We start from the raw sequence: 20,585 nt of genomic DNA, 5'->3' as shown, positions 1-20,585 counted from the left end.
CCAAGACGCCAAGAGCGCCAAGGTTGGTGTTGGATCGTGTTCCTCCCCAACGATCTTGGCGACCTTGGCGTCTTGGCGGTTCGATCTCTCTAGAAGATCGTCCGCAGGTAGCTCTCGGCGCCGCGCGCCTGGGTCCACTGGCGCGAGTAGCCGAGGGACACTTCTTCGAAGCGCACGCCGTCGAGGTAGCGCGTGGTCCGCACGTGGAGATGCCCGGTGACGACGACGCGGGCGCGAAAGCGCTGGTGCCAGTCGTGCGTGCGCCGCGTGCCGCACCAGATGGAGAAGCGCGGGATAGCGGGCAGCCATGCGTGCTCGGCACGCAGGGGGAAGTGGTTCACCAGCACCGTCGGCAGCGACGAATCGATGGACGTGAAGCGCTCCTCGGTCGCCGCGCAGCGGGCCGCACACCAGGCGTCGCGCGTGGGGTACGGGTACGGGTCGAGCAGGAACTCGTCGGCGCACACCAGGTCGTGCTCCTTGGCCCAATCCAAGGCGTCCGCCCGCGTCACATGGTCGGGTCGGAACGAATAGTCGTACAGCGTGAACAGCGGCGCGATGATGCACGGACCGTCCGAGCCACCCTCCCACACGGGGTACGGGTCCTCCGGCGAGCTCACACCAAAGGCGCGGCACACGTCGATCAGGCGGCGGTATTTCAGCTCGCCGCGCAGCTCCGGTGCCTTCGGCGTCGTCCACAGCTCGTGGTTGCCGGGCACCCAGAGGAGCCGCGCAAATTTCTTGCCGAGCGTCTCGAACGTCCAGGCGAGGTGCTCCTCCGTCTCGCCGATGTCACCGGCGAGAATCAGCCAGTCGTTTTTGTGATCCGCGATCTGCGCGATGGCATCGCGGTTCGTGCGGTCGGCTACGTGCAGATCACTCAGGGCCAGGAGATGCATGATGCTTGGGTGAGACGGACCTTGGAGTCAAATGCTTGCAAAAACAAGCAAACCCAAGCCCAAACGCAAATGCTGGAAAATCCTCAGGTTACCCACCCTTGCGGAGCTCGGTCAGCACGAGTTTGGCGATGGACTTCAGTGTCTCGAACACACCCACCCCGGTGCGTGCCACCGCTTCGAACTCGGGCACGTTGGTGGGGTTCAACATCTGGCGGAGCTCCTCCACCGAGGCGGTGTTGGGTAGGTCACGCTTGTTGTACTGAATGACGTACGGCAGCTTGTCGAGCGAGTAGCCCTGTTCGGCGAGGTTCGTCCGGAGATTCTCCACGGACTCCAGGTTGGCCTCGGTACGCTCGATCTGCGAGTCCGCCACGAAGATGACGCCGTCGACACCTTTGAGGATCAACTTGCGCGATGCATCGTAGAAGACCTGCCCGGGCACCGTGTAGAGGTGGAACCGGGTCTTGAAGCCTCGGATCTCTCCCAAGGCGAGCGGCAAGAAGTCGAAGAACAGCGTTCGCTCCGTTTCGGTCGCGAGGCTGATCATCTTGCCCTTCGCTTCCGGGTTGGTGCGCTCGTAGATGTACTGAAGGTTCGTCGTCTTTCCGCAGAGCCCGGGACCGTAGTAGACCAACTTGCAGTTGATCTCCCGAGCCATGTAATTGATGAAGCTCATCGTGTCTGGCCCTCGTACCCCTCCGAGTTCCGCGTCGCCTTCACGAGCTCGCGCTGCTCTCCCTGCTCAGTCGTTGAAGAGGTTGTCGATATCTTCATCGGTGATCTCGGCGAAAGGTGAATCGGCGCCCGGCTCCTGAACCTTCTTCAGGAGGGACTCGAAGATGTGATTGAGCTCCTCGCTCGCCTTCTTCACCCTCAAGCGAACCAGGCCGAGGCTCGATCGTGAGTCGAAAATGACGACCAAGATGACGCGGTTGCCAACGAGCTGAATGTGAATGTTCGCCTTCTCACCCTCGTGGAACTGGGTGGCGAACTCCTGCTCTTTGAGCAGTTTGGCCATGCCCCCCGTGGCGGCAATGTTGCCAGCGGTGAGCGAGGCCAGGCTCGTCGTGTCGACGTTGTCGATATCGCCGCTTGCGGCGATGAGTTGGCCGTTCTTATCGACGATGAAGACGACCTTGGCGTTCGCGTCGCGAACCAAGCGATCGACCACCGCTTGGATCTGATTGAACTCCTCTTCGTACATCACCATCTGCGGGTTGACCATTAGGAGCCTCGGCTGACAGAATGCCTACTTCGAAACGGGACTAAACAGGACCAAAACGGGACCAAACACGAAAACAGCTTGCGCGTAGATACTCTCGATCCGCCCAAGCGACCACCCCCGTCTCACCTGATTCACGCGATTCACGTGACGGCCTTGAATGGAGCGGGCCGGCGAAACGTTGGTTCGCCTCCAGACCCGGAGACGCCGCCCAGTGTGGCACACGGCGCATGCCACGGTTCTATCCGATCGCCTCAGCCCGCGTCCACGGCGTTGTGGCCACGCTGGACGCGAAGCCCGCGACGGCCTCATATATAACCTGCAGTCCCCACCGTAGACCCGCCACGGGGATGCGCTCGTTGTGTCCATGATACATACGGGAAAAGACGACATCCTTGTGTGCTGGGTCGAAGCGAACAGGGGCGAAACCGTAACACGTCGAGCCGAGTCGGGCATAAGCTTTGGCGTCGGTAAACCCCGGGATGACGAAGGGAATTGGGACCGCCTCGGGCGCGTGGCGCCGGATCGTTTCACCGAGGTGGTCAAAAAGCGGGCTAATGGATGTCGTTTCCACGGGCGGAAGCGATCTCAGCACTTCCAAGGTCGCATCTTTCCCGAGGACGGCACGCAGCTCATCCAGAAAAGCCGCCTCGCTTTGACCGGGCAGGAGACGGCCGTCGATGTCGACGGACGCACGCCCCGGAATGACGTTCACCTTGGAGCCCGCTCGAAGAATGGTGGGGGTGGCGGTGTTCGACAGGAGCGCGCCGAAGGTCCGCCGCTGATCGGGGTCCGCCACCAGATGATCGAGGATGGCGCCCGCCACGGCAGGCAGGGCCAGGAGCGAGAGCGCGCCGCGCTGCGGAAGCGGAAGGCGCTCTGCGAGCGCACGTAAGAAGGAGGTGACGGCCGGCGTGGGGTGCATCGGCAGGCGGGTGTGCGCGAGCTTGGCGATGGCCTCGGCCATGCGCACGACGGCGCTGTTCGGATCGGGGAGCGAGCCATGGCCTGGGTTGCCTTCGAAGGTGGCCCGCACCCAGCAGATGCCCTTTTCGGCGACCTGAATCGGGTAGAACGTGCGCCCGAACAGGTGCAGCGAGAAGCCGCCCACCTCTCCGAGAGTGTACTCTGCACGGACTTGGTCGGGGTGCTCCTCCACGAGAAAGAGGCTGCCGTCGGCGCACCCCGCCTCTTCGTCGGCCACCGCCGCGAAGATAACGTCGCGATCGAGCTTGCCATGCGGGTGGCGCGCGAGGAGCGAGAGCACGCACGCGCTCATGGCGGCCATGTGCTTCATGTCGATGGCGCCGCGTCCCCAGAGGTAGCCATCGTGGATCTCGCCGGCGAACGGCGGGTGCTCCCAGCGCGAGGCGTCGGCCTCCACGACGTCGAGGTGTGCGTTGAGAAGGATGGGCGGCTTTGCGCCGGTGCCCTTCACCCGGGCCACGAGGCACGAGCGCCCTTTGGTGCGCGTGAAGAGGCGCGGCTCGACGTTGGACTCGCGGAGAAAGTCCGCGAGGAGCTCGGCTGCGGGCGTCTCGCCGCCGTCGCCTTCCTCACCGGTACCGCGGTTGACGGTGGGGATGCGCAGCAGGGATGCGAGCAGGGCTACGCAGCGATCGCCCTCGGCGTTCCAGTCGATGTCCATAGGGGTTAGGGGTTAGGGTTTCGGAGTAGAAGGTGTGGGCCTAAGATACCGCGCAATCTCTTGAACACACTGTCCGTGTCGCCGTTGGAGGAAGACCTCGTCGTGCTCGGTGCCTTTCAGCGGCGAACGGACACGGGCATGCGATGCGTGCGTCGAACGTCGGGGGGTGCCGCGGTCGAGGTGGGACGGGGCACGCTTCACGTGCTTCTGACGCTCGAGCACCCGGCGGCGCTCGTGCCGTGCGATGCGCTGCGCCTGGTGAATCGCTACGTGCGCCCGCTCCTTGCCGCACTCACGAAGCTGGGGCAGAAGGCGAGCTACTTCGGGCGCGATTGGATCAGCATGGCCAAGCGCCCTATCGCCCAAGTGGGGTTCGCCCACGAGGCAAGCACGGGTCGTGCAGCTTTCGAAGCCTTCGTCGCCGTGTCCACACCGTTCGCGACGGGCTCTCTGGCGGCGCGTGCTTCGTTTCAGGGCAAGGCCCCGGCGACGCTGGAGGACGTGCACGCGCGTCCCATCGACGTTGCCGCCCTCGCCGACGCGATCGAGCACGCGTACGCGGAAGCCTACGGCGATGCGCTGACCATCGCTCCACGAACGGCACCGCGCTGGGATCCTGCGCCACTCGATCCGCCGTGGACTGCGACCGCCGAAGAAGCCATCGGCGAAATCGGTGCGGGTCCAGATGCGCAGGGCACCTTCCGCATCGGCGGCGACTTCCTCGCGTCGCGCGATGCCGTGGAGAACCTCGAGCGCATGCTCGCCGAACGATGCACCAAGGGCCCCGCGGGGATGGACATCGTCCAGCAGTGCGTCGAGTCGACCTTCATGGTGCCCGACGTTGCCCTCGTGGGCGTGCGCTCCCCCACCAGCTTGGCCGAGATCATCGTCCGCGCACTGCGTTAGACCCCCCATTGCGTTCGCGCCAACGCGATGCACATTGCCATCCATGTCGAACTTGGCGCCGCTGTCCGCGTATCCATCGCTCTTCATTCGCCAACGGCGCGAGCTGGCGGAGTTCTTCGGCTACGAGTCGCGCAACAAGTACGAGATCCTCACCACCGAGGGTCAGCCCATCTTGTACGCGGCCGAGCAGGGCAAAAGCGTCGCGGCCATGGTGTTGCGTCAGTTCCTCGGGCACTGGCGATCGTTCGAGCTTCACGTCTTCGACATGCACCGCACCCCGATCTTGCGGGCGGTGCACCCGTTTCGATTCTTCTTCCAGCGGCTCGAGGTGTACGACGCCGCGGGCCGCTTCATCGGTGCGATGCAACAGCGCTTTGCGTTTTTCAGCAAACGCTTCGACGTGCTCGATGCATCGGGCCATGTGCTGTTCTCCGTCAGCTCTCCTTTCTGGCGTGTGTGGACCTTTCCCTTCGAGCGCGCGGGCCGGCAGGTCGCGGTCATCGCCAAAAAGTGGGGCGGTGTTCTGCGTGAGCTGTTCACCGATGCGGACACCTTCCGCATCGACTACGGGGCCGAACTGAACCCCGACGAGCGCGCACTGTTGCTCGCCGCGGGGCTTTTCATCGATCTTCAATATTTCGAGCAGAATGCCGAAGATCGCACGAATCGCTAATCCCCATTATTAAACACGCTTGACACAATCATCGTTCCGCATCATCAGGGGAAGGATGATTTCCCGATTGGCGTGGCGCCTATTTCCATATGTCGCCGGCTCGGCTGTCGCGGTGCTGGCAGGTGGGTTGGCGGCGTGTTCTGCGTCGCAAAATGGTATCGATACCATTGAGGAAAAAGACGGCATTTCGGCACCATTATCCGAATCTGACACGGCGGAAATGCTGGCCGCCTCCGACAAAGGTCCGGTGGGTTGGGACACATTTCGCCGGTTGGATTTGTTGCCCTATTTGAATGCAGGAGCAGACTCGCGGCAATTTTCGAGTTTTGCGCGCGATGGCAGCAACAATGATGGGTTTTCTGGTCAATATTCGTGTTTGCGCACGAGTTCGACGGGATGCGTCATTGCGGAAGAACGCGGCGCCGGTGAGATCGAATCGATCTGGTTCACGCGCGACGACGGCAACGTCACCGCCACGGGGCGGATCACCATCGAGCTCGATGGCCGCACGGTGCTCGCAGCCTCGCTGCAAGACGTGGTGAATGGTGCACTGGGTGCGCCCTTCCTCTTTCCCCTCGTGGCCAACGCCGACCAGACATCGGGCGGCGTGTACATCAAAGTGCCGATGCCCTACCGCGACTCGATGCGGGTCACGGTGCAGAACAACCCGATCTTCTACCATGTCGGCTACCGGCACTTCGTCGATGCCGCCGGGGTGAACACGTTCGATCCCGCCGATCACGCCGAGGACGTGCTGGCGACGCTGCGTGCGTCCGGCACGCGCGATCCCAAGCCGGCCGTGGGCAACGAGATCACGTCCGCGGGCGCGGTGAATTTGCCGGCGGGTCAGACCATCGCGGTCACCAACGCCACCGGGCCTGGATCCATCCGCGCGCTGCGCCTGCGCGTACCGGATGCGGCGGCCACCGACGATGCGCTGAAGAACGTGCGCCTCAAGATCGCCTTCGACGGCGTGACCACGGTGGATGCGCCCATCGGAGAGTTCTTCGGCTCGGGCGCCGGGGAATACGCGGTGCGCGCGCTCTTTTTCGCGATGGATAACGCGGCGGGCGGTTGGTACTCGACGTGGTGGCCCATGCCGTACCGAAGCACGGCGACCGTCAGCCTGGAGAACCGCACCACGCGCGACATCAACGGCGTCGGCTGGGAGGTGACCAGGGCCTCCGATGCGCAGTGGACCAACGCGCTCGCGCCGGGCGGCAGCGCAGGGTATTTCACCGCACTCGCACGCCGCGGGAACACGGTAAACGGCGAGGATTGGACCATCGCCAGCACGGCAGGACGCGGCAAATTCGTCGGCGTCTCCGAGACGAAGGAAGGGCCCAACTCGCGCCTGTACCTGGAAGGCGACGAGCGCGTGTACGTGGACGGACAAGACACTCCGCAATGGCACGGCACCGGCACGGAGGACTTCTACGAGTCGGGCTGGTACTTCAACCGCGGGGTGTTCAGCAACTGGGCCAATGGCCTCACCGCCATGGAGCAGGGAAACAACGGCTGCGCGGAGCGGTGCGACACCATGTACCGGCTGCTGCTGAACGACGCGGTCACCTACCATTCCGCGCTGCACTTCAGCATCGAGCACGGGCCGCAAGATGACGTCGCCGCGGTGTACGGCTCGACGCCGTTCATGTACACGCAGCGGGGCACGTACTCGACCTCGCGCACCGATGCGATCGACGTCGGCAATGCGCAAAGCCGCAGCGCGCACGGCTACGCCGAGACGGGTGCGGTGAACCAATACGACGTGGTGTCGGGCTACGAAGGCGATTTCGACAACGTGTCCATCCGCGACCAGGTGCGCTCTACGACGGCGTCGCTGTCGTTCCGCGTCGCGCTCGATCCGGCGAACGACGGCGTGTTTCTGCGCCGCACCAGCGATCAGCAGCAGGCATACCAGTCGGCGCAAGTGCTCGTGGACGGCGTCGCCGCCGGCACGTGGCTCGAGCCCCTCGGCAATGGGACGACGCGCTGGCTGGACGACGTGTTCCGGCTGCCGGCATCGGCCACGCGCAACCGATCGCAGGTGACCATCACCTTGCAACCCACCGCGGGGTCGCCGGCCTTCTCCGCGTCGCGCTATGCGGTGGACAACGTGGTCGCCCCCTTCACCGACACGGCGGCCCCCGCGGCGGTCGACGGGCTCGCGGTGAACGGCGTCACCCATGCCCTGCGCCTCGCGTGGAACGAGCCCGCCGACAACGTTGGGGTGGCGGAGTACCGCATCTACGCGGCCACGACGTCGAACGTCCCCATCGACCCGAACGCGCTCGTCGGCGTCTCACGCTTCCCGTCGTTTGCACACGGGCCGCTCCGCGCCCGCGAGACGCGTTACTACCGCGTGGTCGCGGTCGACGGCGCCGGCAATGCGAGCCCCGCGTCGGGCGTCGTCTCGGGCACCACGGTGGTCCCGAGCCGGACGGACTTCAACGGCGACGACCGCGACGACATCGCGACGTTCACGCGCGGCGACGGCGCCGACGTCTACGCCGCCCTCTCCAATGGAACGAGCTTCGTCGGCGACGGCGTGAAGTGGCACGACTACTTCGCCACCGGCGCGGAAATCCCGCTGACGGGCGACTTCAACGGCGACGGCAAAACGGACATCGTGACCTTCACCCGCGGCACCTCGGCCGACGTCTTCGTGGCGCTGTCGGACGGCAACGGCTTCGTGGGGCGCAACGTCAAATGGCACGACCACTTCGCCGTCGGCACCGAGGTCCCCGCCGTGGGCGACTTCAACGGCGACGGATTGGACGACATCGTCACCTTTACCCGCGGCGATGGCGGCGACGTATACGTGGCCCTCTCGAATGGAAGCGCCTTCGTCGGCGACGGCATCAAGTGGCACGACCGATTCGCCATCGGGACCGAGTGGCCGGCCGTCGGCGACTTCGACGGCGACGGCCGCGACGACATCATCACCTTCCTGCGCGGCGACGCGGGGGACGTCTACGTCGCCCTCTCCAACGGCGGCGCCTTCCTCGGGGACGGCTCCAAGTGGCACGAGCACTTCTGCCTGGGCAGCGAGATGCCCGCCGTGGGGGACTTCGACGGCGACGGTCGCGACGACATCGTGACCTTCACCCGCGGCACCTCGGCCGACGTCTTCGTGTCGCTCTCGAACGGGACACGCTTCGTCCAAGATGCGTGGAAGTGGCACGACAACTTCGCGGTCGGCAGCGAAATCCCCGGCGTGGGCGACTTCGACGGCGATGGTCGGGCCGACATCGTGACCTTCACCCGCGGCGATGCGGCCGACGTGTACGTTTCCCTCTCGAACGGTAGCGCGTTCGTCGGCAACGCCAACAAATGGCACGACCGCTTCGCAACGGGCACGGAGTGGCCACAACCGAGCGCGCTTTCTCCGTTGTAGGGGCTTGGTTGCCAATTAACGGCTTCCTGAGATTGAACAGGAAGACGGGAAGACGGGAAGGACTGACGGCACGGACAGCGCGGAACGCTTTTTTTGAGGGTTTCCAGTTCGCTCACTGGTCGCATGGGAAACCCTAAAAATCTTCCCGTCTTCCCGTCTTCCTGTTCAAATTTCAGGTAGTCGCTCCACTGCCGTCGCGTGGGTGCGTATAGTGCGGCGCCCGAAAGGGCAGGTGACCATGAGCCACCGGAGTACCATCCGCCGCGCCGTTCTGCGCAGCGTCATCACCACCACGAGCCTCCTCGCCATCGCGTGTTCGAGCACGCCCAGTGAGGAGGCTTCGGCACAATCGAGCGCCAGTCTCGCGAGCCTTGCGGGCCTCGCGCCGAAGCCGCCGCTCGGGTGGAACAGTTGGAACAAGTATGGCTGCGACATCAACGAGGCCAAAATCAAGGCGGCGACCGATGCCATGGTCTCCTCCGGGATGAAGGACGCCGGCTACGAGTACGTGAACATCGACGATTGCTGGGCCGAGTTGAACCGCGATGCGAACGGCAAGCTGGTTCCGCACCGCACGCGGTTTCCCGGCGGCATCAAGGCGCTCGCAGACTACGTGCACGGCAAGGGACTCAAGCTGGGCATCTACACCAGCGCCGGTAGCCAAACCTGTGCGAAGACGATGCCCGGCGCGCTGAAGCACGAGCAAGACGATGCCAACAGCTTCGCGTCGTGGGGTGTCGACTACCTCAAGTACGACAACTGCAACCACGACGGCACCCCCGCGAAGCAGCGCTACCAAGCGATGGGCACGGCGCTCGCGAACTCGGGACGCCACATCGTTTACAGCATCTGCAATTGGGGCGAGGAAGACCCGTGGGTCTTCGGCCCGCAGGTGGGCGGCGATCTATGGCGCACCACCGGGGACATCAGCGACAACTGGAACAGCGTGCTGAGTCTTCTCGATCAGCAGAATGGCCTCGAGCCGTTCGCGCGCCAGAGCGGGTGGAACGATCCGGACATGCTCGAGGTCGGAAACGGCGGCATGACCACCACGGAATACCGTGCGCATTTCAGCCTATGGGCGCTGCTCAACGCGCCCCTCCTTGCCGGCAACGATTTGAGCGCGATGAGCGCCGACACGAAGGCGATCCTCACGAACCGCGACATCATCGCGGTGGATCAAGACTGGGGTGGCTCGCAGGGTCGCCTGCTTCGCGATCTTGGCAACGGCACGCAGGTATGGGGCAAGCCGATGTCCGACGGCTCCGTCGCCATCGTGCTCTTCAACCGCAACGGCGCCACCAGCTCCATCACGACGTCGGCCGCCGAAATCGGGCTGGGCGGCTCGAGCTCGTACCGGCTGAAGGATCTCTGGAGCAAAGCCGAGAGCACCACCAGCGGCAGCATCTCCGCATCGGTACCGAGCCACGGCGCGGCCATGTACATCGTGCGCCGCGAAGGCACGCTCGCAACGCCGCCCGCACCGGGCACGTACGCGCTCGGCGATGCCACCTGGCTCACGTCGAGCAACGGCTGGGGCCCCGTCGAGCGAAACAAGAGCAACGGCGAAACCGCCTCGAACGACGGCCGCGGCTTGAGCATCGCCAGCACCGCCTACGCCAAGGGCATCGGCGCACACGCGAACTCCGCCGTCCACGTGTACCTCGGCAAGACCTGCTCGCGCTTCCGCGCCCAAGTGGGCATCGACGCCGAATCCGGCACCCGAGGCAGCGTGCGCTTCCAGGTCTACGGCGACGGCAAACTGCTCTCCTACACCGACGTGAAACGCGGCGGCCAAACCGCGAGCGCCTTGGACATCGCCACCACGGGCGTGACCGCCCTGGAGCTCCGCGTCACCGACGCACGCGACAACAAGGACTACGACCACGCCGACTGGGCAGGAGCGGAAATCGTCTGCAATTAGAGGCTTCCTGAATTTGAACAGGAAGACGGGAAGACGGGAAGGACTGACGGCGCGTACAGCACAGAAGGCTTTCTTTTGGGGTTTTCAGTTCGCTCTTTGGGCGAACTGAAAACCAAAAAAACCTTCCCGCCTTCCCGTCTTCCTGTGAATTCTCTCCTGACGATTTAGAAGCGCGCTTGGAGCACGCTGGAGAAGGTGTGAATGTGCTTCGAGGGCGCTTCGGTGCCGGGGCGGTGGACGTTGTCGATGGCGAAGTCGTACTCCAGCATCAACTGCAGCGCCTTGGTGAAGTGCCCGACGGCGAGCAAGCTGTACGTGTCGCGCGCGTTGTTCTTTTGGGCCGAGTCGGGCGTGTAGACGTCGTAGCGGAGACCGAGGGTGGCCCACTCGCTGAAGTCCTGCTCGAGGCGAACGAAGAACCCGTACTCGTCCTTGTTGCCCACGTCGTCGTTGATGTTCGAAGGGATGCTCGGCAGCGAGATGGCCGCGGAGTAGCGGAGACCGCGATCCAGATTTTGCGCGCGGGTGAACTCCGAGAAGAGCTTCGTGTTGCCCAGGCTCTTGATGAACTTGTGGTGCACCGCCGCCTCGGCGTTCCAGGCCCAGCGCTTGTACGTCTTGAACTTGAGCGCCGTCGCGTCCACGAGCGAGCCGTGGCCGTAGTAGCCGCTCGCGCCCACGTCGAAGGGACCGAAGTTGTAGTTCACGTGTCCGATCAGGTCCTTGCCATGGTCCAAGTCGGGCACGATGACGAAGTTCTTCTCCGACTCCGTCGCGCCGTTCACCACGGCGGCGCGGATGTCGAGCTTCTTGTCCAGGGCCGTCGTGTACGCGCGCACGCCGGTGTCGAACTCGCCCGGCACCAAGTTTTGCTCCGACCAGCTCCGCTCGATGAACGGCCGATCCGCGTCGGATTGAATGATCTCGTATCCGAAAGGCACTTTGAAAATGCCCACTCCAATTTCGGTTTTGACGTCTTTCGACCACGGAATGACCGCGACGGCCTCGATCTGGCGCGCGATGGTTCCGATGCCCGAGGCGGTTCCGCCGGCCGGGAACGGATCGATCTCCATGATGAACTTCGCGTACTCGGTCGGCGTGGCCTCGACCTTGAGGCGCGCGCGACGGATGCGGAACGTGTCGGGGTTCGTCGTGTACCCATCCGGACGCGCGATGGTCTGATTCGCCGAAACGCCCGCCGGCAGCCCGCTCGCGCCACCCGCACCGTTGTTGGGCGACGCGGCATCGTTGTACCACTGCCAAATCAACTGCGGCTGAATGAAGCCGGTGAACTTGACGTGCTCGAGCCACTCGAGAGCCTTGCTGCGCTTCTCTTCCTTCTCCGCCATCGAGGCGACCTTGGCTTCGAGCGCGTGCATGCGGGCATCCACGTCGGAGCTCGCCGCGGGTGCGGCGCTGCCCTCACCCGCTGCGCGAGGCTGCGCACCGAGCTCGGAGCCGCTCGACGACGTGGGTGCATTCGACCACTGCGGGTTGGAACCTGTCTGCGCGGTCTGGGCGGCTGCCTCGCAAGCCGCCGTCAGGGACACCGCGGAAAAGAGGATGGAAAGAGCGCGCCTTTGCGCGCAGCGGCGATATCCAAACATGAGCTTCATGATGTTGCCGCGCTCATAACATGCGAATTTTGGCCAAAATGTCGCGTTGCTGAGGCACCTCAGTGACGGACGTGTGACGTCGATTCATGGAAGCTCGCCTTTCGCCGACGTTTTCGCCGTGACGTGAAGCGCGACGGTTCGACATCCGTGAGAGCTATCTGAACGACAATTAAGATTCCTCGCAAACCCCCATGTAACGCGCTCTTCGGGGTCATCACGAATGCGAGCGATGACTCGCATTTACTTTTTGACTTTCCGTCGGAATCGCGGGTTGCGCATCGACGTCGCGCACTATAAGGATCCTCGTAGCGCGCAATTCGCGTCGCCCGCGCGGCGCTTGCGCTTGGGAAAAAAACGCCCCCTGTAGGTTCACCGGGAGGAGGAAAATAATGTTCGTAGCAAAAACAAGCGGGGCCTTGGCAGCCGCGCTCGGGGTGATTCTCGTTCTCGCGCTTCCAGGGTGCGGTTCGAGTGACGACGGCAATGCTCCGAGCGGCGGAGCGCCGCAGGAGCAAAACAACAACAACGACGTGCAGCTTCCCGAGGTGCCTGCGGGCAAATGGGGCGCCAACGCGGTGGTGAATGGCACGCAGGTGCAATACGCCGACGCGGCCGCGCGAAAACGCGGCGATCAGAACTGGGTCAGTGCGTCGCAGGCGTCCGATCCGAAGCTCGGTGATTTCAAGCTGAAAATGCCGACGAACTCCGCACCGGGTGACCATGCCTGCGAAGGCATCGCCATGACGATCGATGGCGACGACTCGTACTCGGTGGAGAACGCTGCATCGTCTCCGTGCACGCTGAAAATCGAAGCCAGCGATGCCTCGGCCGTCAAAGGCACGATCAAAGACGTGACGTTGGTCAGCAAGACCGGCGCTTCGGTCAAGATCTCCGCGCGATTCAGCGCCCAGGTGCGCAAGCCGCTCAAACCGGCGCCGCCACCGCCGCAACCCATCTGAAGATCGGCCCCGCTGCCCCGCTTGCGGTCAGCGGAAAATCAACCGCGCTGCCCCGCTCGCGGTCAGCGGAAAATGAGACTCGCCGGCACGGGATCGCAGAGTTCCCATATCCGCGCTTCCCGGAAGACTCGCACCAATACGGCGTCGAGGTGCCCATCTTTGACGCCGTATTCGAGAATGTCGATCGCGCGGTCGACCGGAATGGCTTTTTTGTAGGGTCGATCGGCCGCCGTGAGCGCATCATAAATATCCGCAATACTCATCATCTTCGATTGCACTGGAATCTCTTCCGCGCGCAGGCGATTCGGATATCCAGTACCGTTGAGCCGTTCGTGATGGGCTCCGGCAATCAGAGGAACGCGGCGAAACATCTTTCCCCAGGGGATCTGGGATAGAAAATTGAAGGTGTGCGTCACGTGCGATTTGATCTCGTCGTATTCCGCCGGCGTGAGCGAACCGCGCTTCACCGAAAGCGAAATCACCTCGTCGTCCGCGAGCAGCCGCCGCACGTCGCCGCGGAGATCCGTGTACGTCTCGTGGGCCAGCTGTTCGATTTTCTCGAAGTCGCCCGCCGCCAGGACCGTGGGTTCGTTCGCGTTGACGATGGATTGAAACGAAGCCTCGAGCTCGCCAAGGCGCGACGAAAGCTCCCGATCGAGGTCCGAGAGCTCCGACGATTTCGCGCCGCGCTCCAGCGCGCGCACCTTGCGCCGTAGCACGTCCGCCTCGATGGACCTGCCGACGAAGTCGAAACGCGCGCGAATCAGCTCGAGCTGCTCGTCGAAAAGCTTCTTCGCCTTCACCAGAACGCGTTCGCGAACGCCGATTTTCCCGAAGTCGTGAAGCAGGCTCGCGTATTCGAGCTCGCGCAAGTCCTCGCGGCTGAAGAACGCGTCCGCGTACGGGCCGGTGCTGTCCTTGTCGACGGCCTTCGCCAGCTCCACGGTGAGATCGGCCACGCGGCGCGAGTGACCGCTCGTCGTCGGATCGCGCGACTCGATGGCCTCCACGCTGGCCTTCACGAAGCCCTCGAAGAGCAGACGAATCTCGTCGTAGAGAAGCGTATTCTCCAACGAAACACCGGCCTGCGCCGCGAGCAGGCCGAGCAGCTCTTCGCTTCGTTCGTCGAAGGGGATGACCTGCTCCTCGAAGTCCTCCGGGGAGAGCAGGAGCTTGTGCGGCTCCTTCTTCTTGTTGATCAGCGAGATGACCCCGATGACCTCGTCCCGCTGCGAAATCAGCGGATAGGTGAGCATCGATTTGGTCAAATATCCGATCTTCTGGTCGAAGCTTTTGTCGAATCCGTACGGCGAGCCGGGCGGCAATTCGTACACGTCGGCAATGTTGATGGGCTTTTTGCTGCGCGCGGCACTGCCGGCGATGCTCCGATTCGAGAGCGGAATGACGAATTCGCGCGCGTCGAAGTGCACCGAGTCGTTCTGCGTGAGCTTGAAGCGCAGGCGCCGATTCTTCTCTTCGCCCTCGACGACGTAGATGCTCCCGGCATCGGCGCCGGTGATGAAACGGCTCTTCTCCAGGACGACGGAGAGAAGCTTGTTCACGTCGCGCTCGGTGGTCATCGCGCGGGCGATGTCCACGAGCTCCGCCACCTCGTAGCGGTAGCGGCGCAACGAGCGGGCGCGGCTTTCCGCGTGCACTTTGGCCTCGAGGAGCTCCAGTGCACGGAAGACGGCGACGTGGAGCTCGTCTGGCGAAGGGTCCTCCGAGACGATGCTGGCCAAGCCCTTGTTCATCGCCTGCGCGAAGTCGCCCTGGCGCGGGTGGCCCATGAGCACGAGCATCGCCCCCTCTTGGGCGAATCGCTCGGAGAACGGCTTGAGGAGGTCGCGGCCGCGGTCCCACACGATGGCCGGCGCCACCAAGACGATGTGGCTGTTCTGCGCGACCATCAGCAGCAGCGGGTGCGGGCTGGTCACCCAGTGCGGCGGGAGGCGTCCATCGTGGCGGAGGGCATCGCCGGCCCGCGCGAGGCGCGCAACGAGCGCCGCCGCATCCGCCACCGCCCCACCCGTCATACGCTCCGTTACGGGGACCCCGTCATCGCCGTAGGACATGGTTGCTCCATCATCGTGTTTCGGTTGCTGCCGCCATTCCCGCTCTCCGCGTCGAATCGCGAGACTCGTAAGCCAAGATGATCTTTTGAACGAGGGGATGCCGCACCACGTCCACGTCGGTGAAATGGCAAAAGGCAATACCGGGAACCTTGCCGAGCAGATCGCGCGCCTCGGCCAATCCGCTGGAGCGGCCTTCGGGCAGGTCGACCTGTGTCACGTCTCCCGTCACCACGGCTTTGGAATTGTATCCCAATCGGGTGAGGAACATGCGCATTTGATCCGACGTCGTATTCTGCGCTTCGTCCAGGATGACGAACGAATCGTTCAGGGTGCGCCCGCGCATGAACGCGAGGGGCGCCACCTCGATGGCGCCGCGGGTGATGAGCCCCTGGGCCTTGTCGAAGTCCATCATGTCGTTGAGCGCGTCGTAGAGCGGCCGCAGATACGGATTCACCTTCTCCGCCAAGTCGCCGGGCAAAAAGCCAAGCTTTTCACCGGCTTCCACCGCGGGGCGCGTGAGCACGATGCGCTTGGCCGCGCCCGACTTGAGCGCGGCGACGGCACACGCCATGGCCAAATACGTCTTGCCCGTTCCCGCCGGGCCGATGCCAAAGGTGAGATCGTGGGCGCGAATGGACTCCACGTAACGCTTTTGCGCCATGCCGCGAGGCCCGATGGGACGCCGCGCCGAGCCCAGGGTGACCACGTCCTCCCCGCCGTCGCGATCGAACGCGAAGATATCGGCCAAGCGTCGCTCGGGGTCTTCGCGCAGCATGCGCAGGGCGCGGCGCATGTCGACGGTATCGACCCGGATGCCGCGCGTGGTGAGCAAGGTGGCCGATTCCGAGAGGAACCGCTCGACCAATGCGACGGCGTCCGGTTCTCCCTGAATGAAGATGGTATTCCCACGCAAACCGACTTGGACGTCCGCTTCGCGTTCGATGGCGCGGAGCTTTTCATTCTGCGGGCCGCTCAACGTGAGAAGCGTGCCCATGTCGGCAATTTCGAGTTCGGAGGTAATGCTCGTCATTGGTGCTTTTGGCTCAGAGGATACCGCGGCTGCGTGCAACTTCGAGGATCGTGTTTCGACGCGCCTCGAGCTCCTCGCGGTCTTTGACCGGAAGGAAACGCGACGCGGCACCGCGTCGCGGTACACGAACATAGGCCGCACGCATGGCGCCGGTAAGCTCCTGGAGCAGACGTTCGAACTGGATCGCGGGTTTTCCGTCGACGTTTTTTTCGACCTCGAACCAATTCCACGCAATGTCGGCGGTTTGCAGAGCCTCCGCGGACACGAGAAAGGTGTTCGTATTGAACACGGACACTCGGCTCGCATCGAAGTCGCGAGGAAGGCGAAATTCTTCCAGCACTTGCAACTTGCCGAGCGCATGCACCGGAATGCCGCCCCGGTCGCCCGGGTCCTTGTCGGTCACTTCGCACATGACGTCGACGCGCTGCCCCGCCGCGTGGTTCTCGATGAACAGGCCGAGCAGGACGGGGTCGATGGTGGCCCCCAAGTTGTCGAGGTTGGCGATCCACACGTAACGCCCACCGGCCGCGAGGAAGTCGCGAAGCAACCCGGAGCGCCGCAATGCGTCCACCAGATCGCCGTGCCCCGGTGAGTAGAGACTCGGGCGACCGTCGTCGCCATGAAACAAGTGCCCATCGGGGGTAAGCCTCGGGCCGAGATCCTGCAGGAACGTCTTCACGTGCGCGTCGCCCTCGTCCGCCCGATGAGCAGCAAGGGCCTGGCGCGTGGGCTCGTCCGTCGCGTCGCTGGTCATGAGCCAAAGCGGCACGGGCTTGCCGGCCCGCGCCGACCAAAGTCGATTTTCCCGCAGCCGCACGTCGAGGAACGTGTGCCCTGGGAGAGCCTCGACCAACGCTTTGACGACACCGCCCATGCGCGTGGCCATGCCGCCGGCCAGCACCGCGAATGCGAGCTCTCCCTTTTTCAGCGCCTCGAGGCCAAGCGCCTCGAGCTCACGATGCCGCTCGGAAGGTGCCGCCCCCTCCCCATCCGAAGACAGGGGCGGGATCGCCCAGATCTCGTCCTCGGATGGAGGTTCCACCGGTCCCGGCACACGGTTGCGCTTATCGCGACGCTCCGCGGCGGTCCCCTGCCCCAGATCCTTGGCCAAGTCGAGGAGCCGCGCTGCGTCGAAGCCGGCGCGCGCAAGCTTCGCGCGGACGTCGGGATCGATCGTATCGAGCTCTTCCTGCAAGTCGTGAGTGGCGTGCGGACTCATAGCGTGCACATGCTATTCTGTTTTGTTCTTTCGTGCGGGTCACGTGCCCTACGGAGGTAAGAGATGAGAGCGACCTCGCTTAGCGCTTACGCTGTCTGCATCCTCTGTTGCGTTGTTTGCCTGGGTGGCTGCGTTGCAACGGCCTCCAACCCGACACCGCGCGGGGTCGTCGTGAACGGCCCACCCCCTGCACCGCTGCAGGAAGATCGTCCTGCGCCACCAAGCGCCACCGCCGTGTGGGTCAGCGGCTATTGGCACTGGACCGGTGCGCAATACACGTGGATTCCCGGTCACTGGGAGCATGCCCCGCCGGGGCAAACCTGGTACGGGCCGCGGTACGGTTCGTCGGAGGGCACGTTCTTTTACCAGCCCGGTGGATGGAAAGCCTCGGCGCGGGCGCGCTAAGCTCGACCATCGATGCGCGCGCTGAGATCCATCGCTCTTCTTTCGTTGGTGCTCGCCATCACGGCCCCCGCCACGGCCACGGGCCCGGGTCCCGTGCTGCACGTGCCCATTCCAGCGGACCTCCAGGACGATTGGTCCCTCGGAGCGACGGGCGCGGGAGATCTTCCCGCCGCGGTGGAAACGCGCAATGGCCTGGTGCGCTCCCCCGATGCCCGCAAGCCGCCGGCATCGAGCGATGCCACCTACGAGAACACGCAGCCCGAGGGCGCGGGGCCGGACCATGCGGTGTACACGCCGGATCGCAACACGCGCCGGCCCGACGTGTCGCACTACGACGAGCCGTTCCGCCCGGCCACGGCTCCGTTCAAGCGGCTCTGGGCCTATGACGCGGTCGACGAGTCGTACCAGTTGTACGTGCAGAAAGCGCGGCCGGAGCCGCTGAAGTCGAGTGGTGATTCTGGGGCGCTGGACGTACCGGAGGAGCACTTTTTCGCGGACATCGTGCTCAACGCCCGCGCCGACACGACGGTGCGCATCCCCAGCGTGGCACCGGGGGCGCGCGTGATCCGCGCGCACCTCGCCGCGGGCCCGCGCGATCTCGCATTTTCGCTCTTCCACGATGGGGCGGACAATTGGTTCATCGCAGCGGCGCCGGGCAAAGCGCGGCTGGTGATGGAGGTGAGCGCCCCGCGCGAAGCCTTCGGGGGTGAGTTCGGCACGCCGGCGTGGAACGACCTGCCGCCGGTGGAAAGACTTCCGGAGAAGGTCGCGGCGGCGGCACGGCAGGTGACCGCGCACATCGGCGTGAGCCGGGCGATGTCTCCGCGCGAGGTGGTGCGACGGCTCGTCTCGTACCACCGCAGCTTCGTCGAGGCCGACGATCCGCCGCGCGAGCACAACAACGTGTACCTGGATCTGGCGCTCTCGCAGAAGGGCGTCTGCCGGCACCGCGCGTTCTCCTTTCTGATCACGGCCCTGAGCTTGGGCTTGCCGACCCGGATGGTGATGAACGAGGCCCATGCGTGGGTCGAGATCCACGACGGCAAGCTATGGCGCCGCACGGATCTGGGCGGCGCCGGACGAACCGTGGGAGATCCCATCCGCGAGGGTCCCGCCTACGATCCACCGCCGGATCCCTTTCAATGGCCGAGCGGCGCGACCCCCGGCGACTCGCTTGCCCCGACCAACGCGACGGCGCCTGCATCGGGCAACCCGCACAGCGGCTCCTCGTCGGGCAGCTCCACTGGAAACACCGGCGCGGGTGGCGGCTCGTCCTCCTCGACCAACTCGAGCACAGGCGGCGCCCGCACGTCGTCCTCCGGCCCCAACGCACCGGCCAGCGATCCGGCCCACGACCTTGCCGACGAGAAAAAGGACGATCGTCCGCACTCGTCGGTTGCGCTCGCCGCAGCCAACTTGGACACACGGCGCGGCGGCCCGATGCGCGTCAGTGGCAACGTGCGCGCCGACGGCGAGGCATGCCCCAATGTCGTGGTGGATGTCGTTTTGCGTGAGGCAGGAAAGTCGTCCGGCCGTGGCGAGTTGCGCGTGGGCTCCCTGGCCACGGACGCGCGGGGCGCTTTCGAGGGCACCTTGGTCGTCCCATCGAACATCCCGGTGGGCGATTACGACGTCGTCGCCCGCACCTCCGGCAACATGCGATGCGGCCGTAGTCCGTAGAGCAATTTTCAAAACCTGCGGCGGTCGATGGACGCTTCGCTCTAGTCGTGCATCCAAGTTTATGAGCACGTCATGAGCGAAGGTGGCCCATATCTTCCGACCCTGCAGCGCATCGCGCATCTGTCCGACGTGCACATCTTGGAACGGCGCGGCGCCAATGACGGCGCCTACAGCTTTTCCACCCGCATGGTGAGCGTTCACCGCCGGCTCGACGACAACGCGCGTGCCTTGAAGATGAAGGACGCGCTCGAGAGCGCCAAACGCGCACGCGCGGATCACATCGTGATTTCCGGTGATTTGACGGAACTCGGGACGCCGAAGCAGTTCGAGCGCTTCGCCGAGGTCCTTCATGACTCCAACCTCGACGCCGACCGCGTCACCCTCGTTCCAGGAAACCACGATGCCTACGACTCGAGCCACGGATGGAAAAATGCGATGGCCGGACCTCTCCGCGCGTATGCCCACTGCAGCGCGACCGAGCCCGGCCGCACCATCGACCGCGGGACCTTCGCGATTCTGCCGGTCGACGCTTCGCGGCATCAATCGATCGCGCGCTCCGGCGGCGAACTCACGGAAAGCGCTGCCGAGGCTCTTCAAAGGTGCATCGAAGACCCCTCCCTGCGCGCGAAGGCGACCATCGTCGTCGTCCACCACCCGCCGTTCGGCAACGACCGAAACCCCTGGCACTTCATCGACGGGCTCCGCGGGCACGACCGCCTGCTGACCTTGTTGGTGAAGCATCCCCAGCTTCACGTGCTCCACGGCCACCGTCACCGCATCGTGGATCGCATCGTCGGGGGTGGAAAAAACCGGGTTTTCGGCGCCTCAGCCACGGTGGACGACGCCCCCTCCCGGCCCCGGGTGCGGCTTTACGAGGTCCGCGACGGCAGCCTGGAGAGCATCGGCTTGGCGGCTTGAGGCCGGTGTAAGGA

16 protein-coding genes are annotated in these 20,585 nt (G+C 64.5%); 8 read left to right on the top strand and 8 right to left on the bottom strand.

The genetic code is table 11. From position 1 onward, the window contains the following. Positions 1–89 precede the first annotated feature (89 nt). The 4 genes from LVJ94_00185 to LVJ94_00170 all read right to left on the bottom strand — a co-directional run bounded on the left by LVJ94_00185 (position 90) and on the right by LVJ94_00170 (position 3,769). Complete coding sequence (locus LVJ94_00185; protein ID WXB05682.1) at positions 90–899, bottom strand: metallophosphoesterase; 810 nt, start codon at positions 897–899, stop codon at positions 90–92. Between the two features lie 88 nt (positions 900–987). Then, positions 988–1,575 carry a GTPase domain-containing protein gene (locus LVJ94_00180; protein WXB05681.1) on the bottom strand — a complete coding sequence of 196 codons (588 nt, stop codon included), beginning with the start codon at positions 1,573–1,575 and terminating at the stop codon, positions 988–990. A gap of 66 nt (positions 1,576–1,641) precedes the next feature. After that, positions 1,642–2,124 (bottom strand): roadblock/LC7 domain-containing protein, encoded by a 483-nt coding sequence (locus LVJ94_00175; protein ID WXB05680.1) that lies wholly within the window; start codon positions 2,122–2,124, stop codon positions 1,642–1,644. Positions 2,125–2,362: 238 nt separating this feature from the next. Then, positions 2,363–3,769: a M20/M25/M40 family metallo-hydrolase gene (locus LVJ94_00170; GenBank protein ID WXB05679.1), complete on the bottom strand. Its 1,407-nt coding sequence runs from the start codon at positions 3,767–3,769 to the stop codon at positions 2,363–2,365. Between the two features lie 60 nt (positions 3,770–3,829). Between LVJ94_00170 and LVJ94_00165 the strand changes: the two genes are divergently transcribed. The 4 genes from LVJ94_00165 (at position 3,830) to LVJ94_00150 (ending at position 10,669) form a co-directional block, all read left to right on the top strand. After that, positions 3,830–4,675: a hypothetical protein gene (locus LVJ94_00165; protein WXB05678.1), complete on the top strand. Its 846-nt coding sequence runs from the start codon at positions 3,830–3,832 to the stop codon at positions 4,673–4,675. A 43-nt stretch (positions 4,676–4,718) separates the two neighbouring features. Beyond that, positions 4,719–5,348 (top strand): hypothetical protein, encoded by a 630-nt coding sequence (locus LVJ94_00160; GenBank protein ID WXB05677.1) that lies wholly within the window; start codon positions 4,719–4,721, stop codon positions 5,346–5,348. Positions 5,349–5,724: 376 nt separating this feature from the next. Next, positions 5,725–8,745, top strand: coding sequence for a DUF2961 domain-containing protein (locus LVJ94_00155; protein WXB05676.1), 3,021 nt, complete (start codon positions 5,725–5,727; stop codon positions 8,743–8,745). Positions 8,746–8,983: 238 nt separating this feature from the next. Further along, positions 8,984–10,669: an NPCBM/NEW2 domain-containing protein gene (locus LVJ94_00150; protein WXB05675.1), complete on the top strand. Its 1,686-nt coding sequence runs from the start codon at positions 8,984–8,986 to the stop codon at positions 10,667–10,669. A 164-nt stretch (positions 10,670–10,833) separates the two neighbouring features. On the opposite strand, the gene LVJ94_00145 is transcribed toward LVJ94_00150, so the two are convergent. After that, on the bottom strand, positions 10,834–12,285 hold the full coding sequence (locus tag LVJ94_00145) for an OprO/OprP family phosphate-selective porin (protein ID WXB05674.1): 1,452 nt from the start codon (positions 12,283–12,285) through the stop codon (positions 10,834–10,836). Positions 12,286–12,674: 389 nt separating this feature from the next. On the opposite strand from LVJ94_00145, the gene LVJ94_00140 reads away from it, so the two are divergent. Further along, positions 12,675–13,244: a hypothetical protein gene (locus tag LVJ94_00140; protein WXB05673.1), complete on the top strand. Its 570-nt coding sequence runs from the start codon at positions 12,675–12,677 to the stop codon at positions 13,242–13,244. Positions 13,245–13,306: 62 nt separating this feature from the next. Here the strand turns inward: LVJ94_00140 and LVJ94_00135 are convergent, their stop codons facing one another. From LVJ94_00135 to LVJ94_00125, 3 genes are read right to left on the bottom strand one after another with little or no spacing between them, the layout of a single operon-like run. Next, the gene (locus tag LVJ94_00135; GenBank protein WXB05672.1) at positions 13,307–15,319 is read right to left on the bottom strand and encodes a GAF domain-containing protein; all 2,013 of its coding nucleotides are present in this window, start codon (positions 15,317–15,319) and stop codon (positions 13,307–13,309) included. 10 nt (positions 15,320–15,329) lie between these two features. Then, complete coding sequence (locus tag LVJ94_00130) at positions 15,330–16,349, bottom strand: PhoH family protein (GenBank protein WXB05671.1); 1,020 nt, start codon at positions 16,347–16,349, stop codon at positions 15,330–15,332. Between the two features lie 13 nt (positions 16,350–16,362). Beyond that, positions 16,363–17,568 carry a UTP--glucose-1-phosphate uridylyltransferase gene (locus LVJ94_00125; GenBank protein ID WXB05670.1) on the bottom strand — a complete coding sequence of 402 codons (1,206 nt, stop codon included), beginning with the start codon at positions 17,566–17,568 and terminating at the stop codon, positions 16,363–16,365. Between the two features lie 171 nt (positions 17,569–17,739). Here LVJ94_00125 and LVJ94_00120 point away from each other — a divergent pair, with 171 nt between their 5' ends. The 3 genes from LVJ94_00120 to LVJ94_00110 all read left to right on the top strand — a co-directional run bounded on the left by LVJ94_00120 (position 17,740) and on the right by LVJ94_00110 (position 20,571). Then, positions 17,740–17,973, top strand: a complete 234-nt coding sequence (locus LVJ94_00120) for a hypothetical protein (GenBank protein ID WXB05669.1) — start codon at positions 17,740–17,742, stop codon at positions 17,971–17,973. 12 nt (positions 17,974–17,985) lie between these two features. Further along, entirely contained in the window at positions 17,986–19,653 is a 1,668-nt protein-coding gene (locus LVJ94_00115; protein WXB05668.1) for a transglutaminase-like domain-containing protein, read from the top strand. A gap of 72 nt (positions 19,654–19,725) precedes the next feature. Continuing rightward, a complete protein-coding gene (locus LVJ94_00110) occupies positions 19,726–20,571 on the top strand; it encodes a metallophosphoesterase (GenBank protein WXB05667.1) in 846 nt (281 codons plus the stop codon). The last annotated feature ends 14 nt before the right edge of the window (positions 20,572–20,585 follow it).

The sequence above is a fragment of the Sorangiineae bacterium MSr11367 genome (assembly GCA_037157805.1).
Taxonomy (GTDB): Bacteria; Myxococcota_A; Polyangia; order Polyangiales; family Polyangiaceae; genus Pendulispora; species Pendulispora rubella.
This window is presented reverse-complemented; position numbering and strand designations above follow the sequence as displayed.